The sequence below is a fragment of the bacterium genome (assembly GCA_035691305.1).
Lineage (GTDB): Bacteria > Sysuimicrobiota > Sysuimicrobiia > Sysuimicrobiales > Segetimicrobiaceae > DASSJF01.
On record DASSJF010000077.1, the window covers coordinates 1 to 12070 of the forward strand.

The window sequence follows — 12070 nt, forward strand, 5'->3', positions numbered from 1 at the left end:
CGCCGTTTCTCGGGGTACGGGAGTTCTGATGGCCGCGCGACGTCGTGCCCCGGCGAAACGCCGAGCCCGGGCCGCCCGGGCGCCGGCGGGCGCTCAGCGGCCGCGCCGGCCGACACTCGCGGTCTGGAAGTTCGCGTCCTGCGACGGGTGCCAGCTCACCTTGCTGTCGTGTGAAGACGAACTGCTGACCCTCGCCGGCCGGGTCGACATCGCGTACTTCTTGGAGGCGTCGCGGGGCACCGTCGGGGGGCCCTACGACGTCTCGCTCGTCGAGGGGTCGATCACCACGGCGCACGACGCCGAGCGGATTCGGCAGGTCCGGCGCGCGTCGCGCTTCCTCGTCACGATCGGCGCGTGCGCAACCGCGGGCGGGATCCAGACGCTCCGGAACTTTCAGGACGTCGACGAGTTCACCCGCGCCGTCTACGCGCGGCCCGACTACATCAAGACGCTCGCAACCTCGACCCCGATCTCGGCGCACGTCAAGGTCGACTTCGAGCTCCAGGGCTGCCCCATCAACAAGGCGCAGCTGCTGGAGGTGCTGGGCGCCCATCTCCAGGGGCGCGCGCCCCAGGTCCGCAACCACAGCGTCTGCGTCGAGTGCAAGCGGCGCGGGACCGTGTGCGTGATGGTCGCGCGCGGCACGCCCTGCCTCGGCCCGGTGACGCACGCCGGATGCGGCGCCATCTGTCCCGCCTACGACCGGGGCTGCTACGGGTGCTACGGGCCGATGGAGAGCCCCAACACGGCCTCGCTCACGGGCTGGTGGCGTCACCTCGGCGTGCCGGACGCCGCGATCGCGCGCGCCTATCGCGGCATCAACGGCCACCGGGAGCCGTTCCGGAAGGCGGCCGAGGCGCTTGGGACCCCGCCGGAAGTGCCCGCCGGCGGCGGCGTGTCCGACGACGCGACGGCCGGTGACACCGATGCCCGCTAAGCGCCGCACGATCAAGGTCGACGCCCTCGCCCGGGTCGAGGGCGAGGGCGCGCTGTACGTGCGCACCGAGGGCGCTCGGGTGGCCGAAGTGCGCCTCGATATCTACGAGCCGCCGCGGTTCTTCGAGGCCTTCCTGCGCGGCCGCGCCTTCACCGAAGCGCCCGACATCACGGCACGCATCTGCGGCATCTGCCCGGTCGCCTACCAGATGAGCGCGTGTCGCGCGCTGGAAGATGCCTGCGGCGTGCGCGTGGACGGCCAGATCCGGGCGCTGCGGCGCCTGCTCTACTGCGGCGAGTGGATCGAGAGCCACGCCCTGCACATCTACATGCTGCACGCGCCGGACTTCCTCGGCTACGCAAGCATCGTCGAGATGGCGCGCGATCATCCGAAGATCGCGGAGCGCGGGCTCGCGCTGAAGAAGGCCGGCAACGAGCTGATGCGCCTCGTGGGCGGCCGGGAAATCCATCCCATCAACGTGCGCGTCGGCGGATTCTACCGCGCCCCCTCGCGGGCGGAGCTGGACGGCATGGCCGACCGCCTCCGGCGGGCCCGCGACGACGCCGTGGCGACCGCGCGGTGGGTCGGCGGTTTCGAGTTTCCGGACTTCGAGCAGCCGTACGACTTCGTCGCGTTGCGGCCGTCCGGCGTGCCGGCCCCAGAGTACCCGATCGACGACGGCCGCATCGTAAGCAGCGGCGGGCTCGACCTCGCGGTCGCGGAGTACCTCGAGCACTTCGTGGAAGAGCACGTCGAACGCTCCAACGCGCTGCATTCGCGCCTTCGCACCGGAAGCTCGTATCTCGTCGGCCCGCTCGCGCGCTACAACCTGAACTTCGACGCGCTCTCCGGGCCCGCGAAGACCGCCGCGCGCGACGCGGGCCTCGGGCCGGCGTGCCGGAACCCGTTCCGGAGCATCATCGTCCGCGCGGTCGAGCTCGTCTACGCCTGCGACGAGGCGCTGCGCCTGATCGCCGGCTACGAACCCCCGCCGCGGCCGTTCGCCGACGCGCGGCCGGCGCCCGGGGCGACGGGGCACGGGTGCACCGAGGCGCCGCGGGGGATTCTGTACCACCGCTACGCGATCGACGAGCACGGCCTCATTCAGGACGCGCGCATCGTGCCGCCCACGTCACAGAACCAGGCGCAGATCGAGGCGGACCTCCGCGAGATCGTGCAGCGGTCGCTCGCGCTGCCGGACGACCGCCTCACGCTCCGCTGCGAGCAGGCCGTCCGCAACTACGATCCGTGCATCTCCTGCGCCACGCACTTCCTGCGTCTCCACGTCGACCGTGGGTGACGAACCGGCTGTGATTTCGTCGTGGTCGGCTTCGATTTCACGGCTGCCGGTCCCGGAGTCGGCCGGCGGTCCGCCGGCCGACCTCCGCGTGCGCGTCGTGGGCGTGGGGAACCGGTTCCGCGGGGACGACGGCGCCGGCCTCGCCGCCGCGCAGCGGCTCGGCGAGGCCGCGAACGTCCCGGTCACGCTGCTCGACGCGATCGGCGACGGGACGGCGCTCCTCGAAGTCTGGCGGGAGGTCGACACCGTCATCGTGCTCGACGCGATGCGGTCCGGCGCGGCGCCCGGCACGGTGCGCCGCCTCGGCGGCGCCGGGGGCACGCCGGCGGCGGTCGCGGCGGCCCTGGGCGCCGGCCGGCGCACCGGATCGACGCACGGCCTCGGTGTCGCGGAGGCGATTGCGCTCGGCGAGGCGCTGGGGCGGCTGCCGCGGCGCCTCGTCGTCATCGCGATCGAGGGCGCGCGTTTCGACACCGGCGGGATCCTGTCGCCCGAGGTCGAGCGCGCCCTCGACCGCGCGGTGGGCCTCGGCCTCGAGGAGGTCGCGCATGTGCATCGCGCTGCCCGGTAAGATCCTGGAGATCGTCGACGGCGCCGCGCGCACGGCCCGCGTCGACGTCCGCGGCATCCCGCGGACGGTCCGCCTCGGCCTCCTCGACGCGCGGCCGGGCGACTGGGTGCTGGTGAGCCTCGGGCTCGCGCTGGAGCGGATCAGCGAGGCCGACGCCGCCGAGACCCTGCGCCTGCTCGACGAGCTGGAGGACGGGGCGCTCGCGCAGGTCGACGCCGGAAGCCCGGAGGCCCGGCCGTAGGCCGCGCAGGAGGGAGCGGCCGTGCACGAACTGTCGATCGCCGTGGACCTGGTCGAGCTGGCCGCGGAGCGGGCCGGGGAGATCGGCGGCCGGCGCGTTGAAGCCGTCCACGTCCGCCTCGGGGCGCTCGCCGGCGTCGTCGAGGAATCCCTGCGGTTCTCGTTCGACCTCGCGGCCGGCGGGACGCCGGTCGACGGCGCGCGGCTCGTCGTCGAGCGCGTACCGGTCACCGTCTTCTGCGCCGCCTGCGGGGCCGAGCGGATCCTCGAAGAGCCGCTCCGGTTCCGCTGCCCGGTGTGTGGCGCGCCCGCGGGCGACGTCGTACGCGGACGGGAAATCGTGCTGACGGCCCTGGAGGTGGACGACGATGCCCCGGATCGTTGATGTCCGCCGGAACGTGCTGGCGAAAAACGACGCCCTCGCCGCCGGGCTGCGCGCGAGGTTCGCGGACGCCGGCGTCTGCGTGGTGACGCTCGTGTCGAGCCCCGGCGCGGGCAAGACCGCGCTGCTCGCCGAGACGCTCAGGCGGCTCGGGACCCGCGTCCGCGTCGCCGCCCTGGTCGGCGACCTCGCGACCGACCATGACGCCGTGCGCCTGCGGGCCGCCGGCGCACCGGTGCGGCAGATCACGACCGGGACCGTGTGCCATCTGGATGCCTCGATGGTGGAGCGCGCGCTCGAGGGCTGGGATCTCCGCTCGCTCGACCTGCTCTTCATCGAAAACGTCGGCAACCTGGTCTGTCCCGCGTCTTACGATCTCGGCGAAGACCTGCGCGCCGTCCTGCTCTCCGTGACCGAAGGAGAAGACAAGCCGGTGAAATATCCCGTGATCTTCCACGGCGCCGACCTGGCCGTGATCACGAAGGTCGATCTCGCGGAGGCGGCCGGTTACGACGAAGCGCTGGCGCGCGGCTACCTCGAGGCGGTGCGCCCGGGACTCGAGGGGCTGCGCGTCTCCGTGAAAACCGGCGAGGGCCTGACGGCCTGGCTGTCGCGTCTCGACGCCGGGCTCGCCGCAAAGCGCGCCGGCGCGCCCGCGTGACGGCCGGGGCGGCGCGGACCGCGGAGACCGGCCGCGACCCGCGGCTGGGGTATCAGTTCGCGGCGCTCAACGCGGTGATCAGCGGCTTCGCCGTCTACGTCAACAACGTCGGCGTGCGGATGTTTGCGGACTCCACGCTGTACACCGCGCTCAAGAACGGCGTGGTCGCCGTCGCGGTGGTGCTGCCGTTTCTCGTCAGCCGCTCCCGGCGCGCGGAGCTGGCGCGGCTCAACGGCGCGCAGTGGAGCCTGCTCGTGCTCATCGCCCTCGTCGCGGGCAGCCTCGCCTACGGCGTGGACTTCCGCGGGCGTCAGATCAGCACGGCGACGACGGCCGCGGTGATCGGCCACGCGCAGTTTCTGCTGGTCGCGGCGCTGGCGGCCGCCTTCCTCGGCGAGCGGTTCCCGCGGACGGTCCCCGTAGCGCTCGCCGTGCTGGCGGCGGGGTTGACGCTCGGCGTCCGGGTTCACGACGTGCGCCTCGACGCCGGGGTGCCGCTGCTCGCGGCGGGCACGGTGCTCTTCGCCGTGGGCGCCGTGTTGATCAAGGTGGCGCTCCGCACCGTCTCGGTCGCGACGGTGGTCGCGGTCAAAATGGCGCTCGGCGCCGCGCTGCTCTTCGCCTATCTTGCGGCCACCGGCGGCCTCGCCGCCGCGGCCCACCTCTCCCGGTTGCAATGGGGATTTGTCCTCGTCACCGGGCTCATCTTGCTCGCGTTTACGCTCACCGCGGTCGCCGGCCTGCGCCACGCCTCGGCCACGGGGGTGGCGGCGATCTCGGCCGGGGCGCCGATTGTGACCGCCGCGCTCGTCGCGACAACACGCCGCCTGCCGATTCACGCAGAGCAGCTGCTCGGGTTCGGCCTTGTGCTGGCCGCCCTCCTCACCGTGTACGGTGTCGGAGCCGCCGAGGAAGGCCGGACGCTCACGCCAGCCGGGCGAACGCCTCCGCGATTTGGTCCAGCGCCTTCCCGGCGGTCGCGTCCCCGGCCATCTCGCGGGTCAGACACTGCCGCATATTCGTGACGAGGAGGCGAACCGCGACCTTCTCCAGCGCCGATTTCGCGGCAAAGAGCTGCTGAGCCACGACTTCGCAAGACGCGCCTTCCTCGAGCAGCCGCTGGAGGCCGCGAATCTGCCCCTCGACGCGGCGCAACCGGGCCAGCAGGGCCGCGTGCTCCGGCGTCGCCGCCCGCTTCCTCCGTTCCAGGGGGGTTATGCCTGCCGCCATGCGTCCCTCGCCGGCGCGACGAGGACGAACCCTGAGCGGTGCTTCCGTCGCAAGAAGATCCCCCCTCGATCGTGCCCCGCGCGCTCGGATCTCTCCCGCGGCACTCGCGCGCGCGGAGCCGGTCACGCCGCCGGCCGCGCCTGCCGCGGCGGGGGCGCGGTCCGGCCGCGCCGGTCGGGATCCGTGCGAGCGAAGTACCAATCGAACATCGGCTCCAGCCATCCGCGCAGGCTGAGCCAGTAGATGTGGGCCATCATCATCTTCATCATGTGGCTGATGCGGCTCGGCTCGATGTGCTGGACCGGCGCCGTGTACGAGCCGACGACAAACGTGCCCTTCCCGTACGCGAGGTCGACGGCGCAGTGCGTGCGGCCGTTGAACCGCGCCCGCGCGCCGTCAAGGATCTCCGCGACCACTTTGGCCTCGAGATGCGCCCCGACGCCGGCTTTGGACGTGGGCAGATTCGTCGCGTCGCCGATCGCAAAGGCGTCGTCGAAGCCCTTGATGCGCAGCGTCTCCTTGTCGGCCACGACGAACCGGTTGGCGTCCAGCGCCTCCGCGGGCTCGTAGGCGATGTCCGCGCCCACGAACGGCGGAATGAGAATCGGCAGGTCGTACTGCACCTCTTCGCCTTCGATCGAGTAGATCGTGCGGGCCGCCGGGTCGATTCGGTCGACGTCGAAGAACGGCATGATCTCGATGCCCCGGTCGCGCATGATCGGCTCGACGATGGCGTTCATCGGTTCCGCCGGGTAGGCGCGCGGGTACGGCGAGATGAACACGAGCCGCGTGCGCCGGCGCAGCCCCCGGCGGCGCACCAACTCCTCGGCCAGGAGCATGCCCTCCACGGGCGACGGCGGGCACTTGATCACCGGCGAGGTCTGTCCCAGCACAATCGTGCCGCCGCGGAACGCGTCCAGGCCGGCCCAGACCTTCTGCGCCCACGCGACGCTGCTGTGATAGTTGCCGAACTGCTCGTTGACCTCCTCGAGACCCGGGATCTGCGACGGGTCGGTCCGTACGCCCGTGGCCACGACGAGGGCGTCGTAGTCGTACCGGGCGCCCCCCTCCGTGGCGACGGTGCGTCCCGCCAGGTCGATCCGGCTCACCGGTTCCTGAACAAACCGCACGCGGCGGTCCAGGAGGCGGCGTTCGTCGCGCAGGATGTTCGGGCCGGCATTCTTGAAGGCGACGTAGAGGAGCGCCGGCTGAAACATGTGCTGCGGCGACTTGCTGAGCACGGTGACCTCGAAGCGCCGCCGGCGCTGTGCGAGCATGTTGGCCAGCATCGTGGCGCCCGAGCCGCCTCCGACGATCACCACGCGCTTCATCGGAGTCACCTCACCGCCGCAGGATCTTGAGAATCGTGACGATCTTGTCCGGCTGGTCCTCGATCGAGACGATCTCGTTCTTCGTCTTGGCGGCCCACGCGCGCACGTCGGGTTTCACCCCGGGGTCGGTGGCCCACAGTTCGATCGTGTCGCCGACCTTGGAGCGCCGGTAGGCCATCGCCAGGTCGGTGATCGGTCCCGGGCAGGACGAACCCCGGGAATCTACCAGGGTGCGGGGCGCCGTTGTACCGTCCATGGTCCACCTCAGATGAAAAGCGTCTGGCCGTTTTCAGCCGCTTCGAGGAAGGTCGCGGCGCCGACGACGTCGTCGATGAGGTCGCCGAAGTCGTCCCGCTTGAGCCCCATCACCTCGGCCATCATGGAACACGCGTAGACCTTGGCGCCCAACTCCTTGGCCTGCCGGAGCATCGCGTCCCAGGGCTGGACGTTGGCGGCCTTCATGCCCTGGGCAAGCGCCGGGGCCATCGCGGCAAATTCCGCCGGAAACGGCAGGGCGTGGGGCTTCTTAGTGAACGCGAGCAGGCTGAACCCCGTCACGAAGATGTTGACCTGCATCTCCATCGCCGCGGCGCCCTGCGCGAGCACGCCGAGCGGAATGAACTTGTCCGCGGTCCCGCTGAACATGATGATCGAGAGCTTGCCGGTCGCGACGTTCCCGGCGTTCGCCTTCGCCGGCGCCTCCATCGTCTTACTCATCGCAGATGCCTCCTCTCACGGTCACAGCGATCTCACACTTCGAAAGGTACGATACTCCCGGGGGTATAACCATCGGGCGGCCGTCGTATCGAGGGTACGGCGTCGGGCCGAATCGCAAACACGACTATCTGGAGCGACAATGCGAGGGCCCGGCGGTCTGCGACCGCCGGGCCCGGGTGCCGTCCACCTCGCTACACGAGTCCGGTGACGCGCCCGTCTCCGTCCACGTCGATCTGCGCCGCGCGCGGGTGGCTCGGCATTCCCGGCATCGTCAGAATGTCCCCCGCGAGCGCGTACAGATACCCCGCGCCGGCCGCGAGACGCACACCCCGGATCGGGAAGGTGTAACCGTGCGGCGCGCCCTTGAGCGCCGGATCGTGCGAGAGCGACAGGTGCGTCTTCGCGACGCAGACCGGCAGCCCGCCGTACCCCGCCTTCACATACCGCTCCAGGTCCCGGCGGGCGTCGGGCGTGAACGAGACGTCCGCCGCGCCGTAGAGACGGACGGCGAGGGTCCTGATCTTGGCCTCGGGACTGTCCTCCAGGCGGTAGAGCGGCTCGACCTGCGCCCCCAGGGCGCAGGCCTCCTCCACCGCGTTGGCCAGCCCGACGCAGCCGGCGCCGCCCTGCGTAAACCCCCAGTGCTCGGCGACGGCCACGGCGCCCGCGCCGGCCGCGAGCGACCGGATCGCTCGGAGTTCCGCCGGCGCGTCCGTCTCGTAGCGGTTGATCGCGACCACGACCGGCACGCCGAAGGCGCGGAGGTTGCGGATCTGCGCGGTCAGGTTGGTGGCGCCGGCCTCGAGGTCCGGCACGTTCTCCCGCCACAGATCCGCCGGCACGGGCCGGCCTTCGACGAGCCGGTAGCGCCCGGAGTGACTCTTGATGCCCGGGACCGTGGCGACGAGCACGGCGGCGTCGGGAGCGAGGCCCGAGGCGCGGCACTTGATGTCGAAGAACTTCTCCGCCCCCATGTCCGCGCCGAACCCCGCCTCGGTGACGAGGTACTCCACCCGCGGCAGGGCGACCAGGTCGGCGATGATCGACGAGTTGCCGTGCGCGATGTTGCCGAACGGCCCGGCGTGGATGAACGCCGGCGTGCCTTCCACGGTCTGCATCAGATTCGGCTGGATCGCCTCGCGCAGCAGCGCCGCCATCGCGCCGGCGCCGCGCAGCTGCTCGGCCGTGACCGGGCGCTCCCCGTCAAAGCCCGCCACGATCCGGCCCAGACGCGCGCGCAGATCCCGTCCGTCGCGGCTGAGCGCGAGGATGGCCATGACTTCGCTTGCGGCCGTGATGTCGAACCCGGTCTCCCGCGGCACGCCGTTGGCGTGCCCGCCGAGACCGGTCACGATGCGGCGCAGGGCCCGGTCGGAGATGTCGACGACCCGACGCCACTGCACCGTCGACGGATCGATCGGGATCGCCCGACGCATCAGCGCGTCATCGATCAACGCCGCGAGCAGGTTGTTCGCATTCGCGACGGCGTGCGCGTCGCCCAGCCCCAGCAGGCATTCGTCGAGCGGCACGATGTGCGCCGCTCCTCCTCCCGCCCCGCCGCCCTTCACGCCGAGCGTCGGGCCGAGCGTAGACTCGCGGATCGCCACGGCCGCGGTGTGCCCTCTCCGCCAGAAGCCCATCGAGAGGCCGATCGCGGTCACGGTCTTCCCCTCGCCGAGCGGCGTCGGGGTGATCGCCGAGACCAGCACGTATTTGCCGCGCCGGCCGGAGGGGGCGGCGCACGCCGCGTCGACGGTGTCGCGCGCGATCTTCGCGCGGTACCGTCCGTGCAGATCGAGGTCGGCCTCGAGCAGGCCGATCGAGGCGGCGACTTCCCGAACGTCGCGAAGCCCCTGGGTGGGATTGGGCCGCAGAGCCACGTCGTGCAGCATACCACGCCTCCGGACGCCGAGCGGCGGGGCCGGGCGCGGCCGTCCGCTCCTATGAAACGCAGGTTCGGTCCGCGATTTCATCGGGCCGAAGTCGGATTTTGGGCTGCGGCGGGGACCCGTTCCGATCAGGCCTGACCGGGCGCCGCGAGATCGGCGGTCGCCGCGACGGCGAGTGCCGTGATGACGACCGCGGAGATCAGGCACCACGTACAGTACGCGTGGAGGACAAATGCTTCGATCGCGGTCAGGTAGAGCGCGAACGCCGTCCCTCCCGCGGCCAGCGCGTACGTGGCATACCGGGCGGGTCCGCGTGCGGACGGCGGTCCCCACCGCCGCGCGGCGAGCGCTGCCGCAATAAGCAAATAGCCGGCCACCCCGATCACTGAGACCGGAACGCCGCCGAGCGAGGCGAAGCGGCTGCCGTTGACGGCCTCGCAGCCGTGGACGGCGAAGCAGGCGCGGACCGCGGGATCGTAATGGTACCATGTCAGGTACAGCGAATCGGCGAGGCCGGCCAGCGCCAGCGCCGTCATCAGCACCCAACGGCCGGAGACGTCCGCGTTCACCGCGGGCCGGTTCCGCATCGAAGTGCTATACTCCCCCTCGGCATGAGTCCCGCACCGCACCCGAGCCGTCCATCTTCACCCCGCGCCGGCAGGCCGTCGGTGCCGCGGCGCCGCCCGCGAACGTGGCTCTGGATCGCGGGCACCGCCGCTGCGGTGGTCGTCGCGGCGGCCGTCATCTTCGTCACAGTCAACCGCCAAGGCGGTCAGACGGCTCCGGAGATCGTTCCCCCGGGCGTTCCCCAGGGCGCAAGCGCGAGCGGTGAGCCGATGCTCGGCTCGGCGAAGGCTCCGGTCACCATCGACGAGTTCGGCGATTTTCAGTGCCCCTACTGCGGCGAGTTCGTCCGGCAGACCGAACCCGCGATCGTCGCCAAGTACGCGGCGACGGGCAAAGCGAAGATCGTTTGGCACACCCTCGCGTTTGTCGGGCCGGAATCGCTGCTCGCGGGACGCGCCGCCTGGTGCGCCCAACAGCGGGGCAAGTTCTGGCAGTACTTCGCGGTGCTTTACGAGCACCAAGGCGGCGAGAACACGGGCACCTACAACACGGCGCGCCTCGAGCGATGGGCCGGCGACCTCGGGATGGACCGCTCGGCGTTCGGCGACTGCCTCGCCGCCACGCAGTCGCTCCAAGGCGTGGAAGCGGCCCGGAAGGCGGCGCAGCAGGCGGGCGTCACCGCGACGCCCACGTTCCTGGTGAACGGTCAGAAGGCGACCGGCGCCCTCAGCGTCGAGCAGCTGTCGATGATGGTCGAGAAAGGGCTCGCCGGGTCCCGGTAGCGGTCTCCTCCTCGGCCAGCGCGAGCTCCTCCGCTTCCTTCAAGAGCATGCCTTTGGGCCCGCGCAGGTCCTTGAAATCCTTGGGCCGCGATCCTTTCGCCCGGGCGCCGTAGAAAGGCTTCCGGCCGCGCCGCAGCGCCTGCACCACCCGCTCCGCGGCCGCCTTCCGCGCGGTTATCAGCGCGCGCTTCATCGTCAGACCACCACCCGCAACGAATAATGCCCGCCCCACGGGTTCGCCATGCGCCCGTCGTCGTTCGGGTCGTTCCACGGCGTTCCGTCGACCAGGAACAAGTACTCGTGCTCGCCGGGCCGCAGCGACAGTTCGAGCGTCCACCAGCCGTCTGTTCCGAGATCGAGCGGCTGCGCGGACCAATCGTTGAACGAGCCGACGAGCTCGACCGCGCGGGCCAGAGGCGCCAGCCTCCCCTCGAACCGGAAGAGCACCTCGCGCAGCGGCCGTTCGAGTACCGGCGTCGGCATCCGCGCCTACCGCACGATCATCACGGGGATCCGCGCCCCGTGCAGCACCCGCTCGCTCACGCTGCCGAGGATCAGGCCGCCGATCTGGCCGAGCCCGCGACTGCCCATCACGATCATGTCGGCCTTCGCTTCCGTCGCGGCCGACAGGATCTCGTGCGACGGTTCGCCCCGCCGGTACTGCTGCTTCACCGGCGCGTCGAGGCCGTGGAAGACCGTTTCCGTCTGCGCGAGAATCGCGTGGCCGGCCTTTTCGAAGCCCTCCTCCAGCACGCTGTAGTCGACCATCATGTCGGCGCCCGGCCCGCCGAGCGCGATGGCGGGAATGTGCCCCACGTTGACGAGCACGACTTCCGGCGCCCGGAGCTCGCGCGCCAGGCGTGCCGCCAGCTCCGCCGCGCGCTTCGCGTGCGGCGATCCGTCCGTTGCCACTAGGATGCGCATCATCGAACGGCCCTCCTCTGCGCCACGCGTCCCCGCTTCACCCGGGGTCGGGCGGTCTCCACGGCCCGCCGCGCCGCGAGGCCCGGCGGCTCCGCTCCCGCCGCGGGCCCGCGCGGCCCGCCTTCGTGCAGGTTCAGAAACACCTGAATGATGTCGCTCGCGCTGACGATCCCGGTGACCCGCCCGCCGCTTACGACGGGGACCCGGCGCACCATCTGGTCGAGCATCAGCGCCGCGATCTCGTCGACCGGCGTGTCCTCGGAGACGGAAACCGCATCCGCGGTCATCACGTCCCGGATCGTCCCCCCGCGGCGGGCGGAGAGATCGGTGAAGCTGATCATCCCGATCAACTGCTCGGACGCATCGACGACCGGCGCGCCGTGAATGCGGTAGTGCAGCAGCGCGTCAGCCGCGTCGGCGATCGACATCCCCGGCGACAGCGAAACCACATCCTTGCTCATGATGTCGCGGGCGACCAGCTGCGCCATCTCCACCACCTCGAAGGATTTCGGCCGGCCGTATTGTTTTTCGCGCCGGCC

The 12070-nt window shown here is 71.3% G+C and carries 17 protein-coding genes; 8 read left to right on the forward strand and 9 right to left on the reverse strand.

Annotated elements, in window-relative coordinates:
• The first annotated feature begins 28 nt into the window (after positions 1 to 28).
• From VFL28_14415 to VFL28_14445, 7 genes are read left to right on the forward strand one after another with little or no spacing between them, the layout of a single operon-like run.
• Positions 29 to 937: an oxidoreductase gene (locus VFL28_14415; protein ID HET7265855.1), complete on the forward strand. Its 909-nt coding sequence runs from the start codon at positions 29 to 31 to the stop codon at positions 935 to 937.
• Positions 927 to 2237 carry a Ni/Fe hydrogenase subunit alpha gene (locus VFL28_14420; GenBank protein HET7265856.1) on the forward strand — a complete coding sequence of 437 codons (1311 nt, stop codon included), beginning with the start codon at positions 927 to 929 and terminating at the stop codon, positions 2235 to 2237. The genes VFL28_14415 and VFL28_14420 overlap by 11 nt, the downstream gene beginning before the upstream one ends.
• Positions 2238 to 2247: 10 nt before the next feature.
• Positions 2248 to 2808 (forward strand): hydrogenase maturation protease, encoded by a 561-nt coding sequence (locus VFL28_14425; protein HET7265857.1) that lies wholly within the window; start codon positions 2248 to 2250, stop codon positions 2806 to 2808.
• Positions 2786 to 3049 (forward strand): HypC/HybG/HupF family hydrogenase formation chaperone, encoded by a 264-nt coding sequence (locus VFL28_14430; GenBank protein HET7265858.1) that lies wholly within the window; start codon positions 2786 to 2788, stop codon positions 3047 to 3049. Before VFL28_14425 ends, VFL28_14430 begins: the two co-directional genes overlap by 23 nt.
• A 21-nt stretch (positions 3050 to 3070) precedes the next feature.
• Positions 3071 to 3433 (forward strand): hydrogenase maturation nickel metallochaperone HypA, encoded by a 363-nt coding sequence (locus VFL28_14435; protein HET7265859.1) that lies wholly within the window; start codon positions 3071 to 3073, stop codon positions 3431 to 3433.
• The gene (gene hypB, locus VFL28_14440) at positions 3417 to 4091 is read left to right on the forward strand and encodes a hydrogenase nickel incorporation protein HypB (protein HET7265860.1); all 675 of its coding nucleotides are present in this window, start codon (positions 3417 to 3419) and stop codon (positions 4089 to 4091) included. Before VFL28_14435 ends, hypB begins: the two co-directional genes overlap by 17 nt.
• Complete coding sequence (locus VFL28_14445; protein ID HET7265861.1) at positions 4088 to 5116, forward strand: EamA family transporter; 1029 nt, start codon at positions 4088 to 4090, stop codon at positions 5114 to 5116. Before hypB ends, VFL28_14445 begins: the two co-directional genes overlap by 4 nt.
• Here the strand turns inward: VFL28_14445 and VFL28_14450 are convergent.
• The 6 genes from VFL28_14450 to VFL28_14475 form a co-directional block, all read right to left on the reverse strand.
• Positions 5016 to 5543: a metal-sensitive transcriptional regulator gene (locus VFL28_14450; GenBank protein HET7265862.1), complete on the reverse strand. Its 528-nt coding sequence runs from the start codon at positions 5541 to 5543 to the stop codon at positions 5016 to 5018. The genes VFL28_14445 and VFL28_14450 overlap by 101 nt on opposite strands.
• Entirely contained in the window at positions 5444 to 6652 is a 1209-nt protein-coding gene (locus VFL28_14455; protein HET7265863.1) for an FAD-dependent oxidoreductase, read from the reverse strand. The genes VFL28_14450 and VFL28_14455 overlap by 100 nt, the downstream gene beginning before the upstream one ends.
• A 10-nt stretch (positions 6653 to 6662) precedes the next feature.
• Positions 6663 to 6908, reverse strand: a complete 246-nt coding sequence (locus VFL28_14460; GenBank protein ID HET7265864.1) for a sulfurtransferase TusA family protein — start codon at positions 6906 to 6908, stop codon at positions 6663 to 6665.
• Positions 6909 to 6916: 8 nt separating this feature from the next.
• The gene (locus tag VFL28_14465; protein ID HET7265865.1) at positions 6917 to 7369 is read right to left on the reverse strand and encodes a DsrE/DsrF/DrsH-like family protein; all 453 of its coding nucleotides are present in this window, start codon (positions 7367 to 7369) and stop codon (positions 6917 to 6919) included.
• 191 nt (positions 7370 to 7560) lie between these two features.
• Entirely contained in the window at positions 7561 to 9261 is a 1701-nt protein-coding gene (locus VFL28_14470; GenBank protein HET7265866.1) for a formate--tetrahydrofolate ligase, read from the reverse strand.
• Between the two features lie 125 nt (positions 9262 to 9386).
• Positions 9387 to 9845, reverse strand: coding sequence for a vitamin K epoxide reductase family protein (locus VFL28_14475; GenBank protein ID HET7265867.1), 459 nt, complete (start codon positions 9843 to 9845; stop codon positions 9387 to 9389).
• 81 nt (positions 9846 to 9926) lie between these two features.
• On the opposite strand from VFL28_14475, the gene VFL28_14480 reads away from it, so the two are divergent.
• Complete coding sequence (locus tag VFL28_14480; GenBank protein HET7265868.1) at positions 9927 to 10607, forward strand: thioredoxin domain-containing protein; 681 nt, start codon at positions 9927 to 9929, stop codon at positions 10605 to 10607.
• A gap of 195 nt (positions 10608 to 10802) precedes the next feature.
• Here VFL28_14480 and VFL28_14485 read toward each other — a convergent pair whose 3' ends face one another.
• From VFL28_14485 to VFL28_14495, 3 genes are read right to left on the reverse strand one after another with little or no spacing between them, the layout of a single operon-like run.
• Positions 10803 to 11090 (reverse strand): glycoside hydrolase family 13, encoded by a 288-nt coding sequence (locus tag VFL28_14485; GenBank protein ID HET7265869.1) that lies wholly within the window; start codon positions 11088 to 11090, stop codon positions 10803 to 10805.
• 6 nt (positions 11091 to 11096) lie between these two features.
• On the reverse strand, positions 11097 to 11534 hold the full coding sequence (locus tag VFL28_14490; protein HET7265870.1) for a universal stress protein: 438 nt from the start codon (positions 11532 to 11534) through the stop codon (positions 11097 to 11099).
• Positions 11531 to 12019, reverse strand: a complete 489-nt coding sequence (locus VFL28_14495; protein HET7265871.1) for a CBS domain-containing protein — start codon at positions 12017 to 12019, stop codon at positions 11531 to 11533. The genes VFL28_14490 and VFL28_14495 overlap by 4 nt, the downstream gene beginning before the upstream one ends.
• Between the last annotated feature and the right edge of the window lie 51 nt (positions 12020 to 12070).

What these genes read in the sequence shown, in the direction of transcription:
- VFL28_14460 (HET7265864.1), bottom strand. Translation starts at nt 6,908, where the DNA reads ATGGACGGTACAACGGCGCCCCGCACCCTGGTAGATTCCCGGGGTTCG.
- VFL28_14485 (HET7265869.1), bottom strand. Translation starts at nt 11,090, where the DNA reads ATGCCGACGCCGGTACTCGAACGGCCGCTGCGCGAGGTGCTCTTCCGG.
- VFL28_14465 (HET7265865.1), bottom strand. Translation starts at nt 7,369, where the DNA reads ATGAGTAAGACGATGGAGGCGCCGGCGAAGGCGAACGCCGGGAACGTC.
- VFL28_14490 (HET7265870.1), bottom strand. Translation starts at nt 11,534, where the DNA reads ATGATGCGCATCCTAGTGGCAACGGACGGATCGCCGCACGCGAAGCGC.
- VFL28_14470 (HET7265866.1), bottom strand. Translation starts at nt 9,261, where the DNA reads ATGCTGCACGACGTGGCTCTGCGGCCCAATCCCACCCAGGGGCTTCGC.
- VFL28_14430 (HET7265858.1), top strand. Translation starts at nt 2,786, where the DNA reads ATGTGCATCGCGCTGCCCGGTAAGATCCTGGAGATCGTCGACGGCGCC.
- VFL28_14475 (HET7265867.1), bottom strand. Translation starts at nt 9,845, where the DNA reads ATGCGGAACCGGCCCGCGGTGAACGCGGACGTCTCCGGCCGTTGGGTG.
- VFL28_14450 (HET7265862.1), bottom strand. Translation starts at nt 5,543, where the DNA reads ATGGCTGGAGCCGATGTTCGATTGGTACTTCGCTCGCACGGATCCCGA.
- hypB (HET7265860.1), top strand. Translation starts at nt 3,417, where the DNA reads ATGCCCCGGATCGTTGATGTCCGCCGGAACGTGCTGGCGAAAAACGAC.
- VFL28_14420 (HET7265856.1), top strand. Translation starts at nt 927, where the DNA reads ATGCCCGCTAAGCGCCGCACGATCAAGGTCGACGCCCTCGCCCGGGTC.
- VFL28_14415 (HET7265855.1), top strand. Translation starts at nt 29, where the DNA reads ATGGCCGCGCGACGTCGTGCCCCGGCGAAACGCCGAGCCCGGGCCGCC.
- VFL28_14455 (HET7265863.1), bottom strand. Translation starts at nt 6,652, where the DNA reads ATGAAGCGCGTGGTGATCGTCGGAGGCGGCTCGGGCGCCACGATGCTG.
- VFL28_14495 (HET7265871.1), bottom strand. Translation starts at nt 12,019, where the DNA reads ATGGCGCAGCTGGTCGCCCGCGACATCATGAGCAAGGATGTGGTTTCG.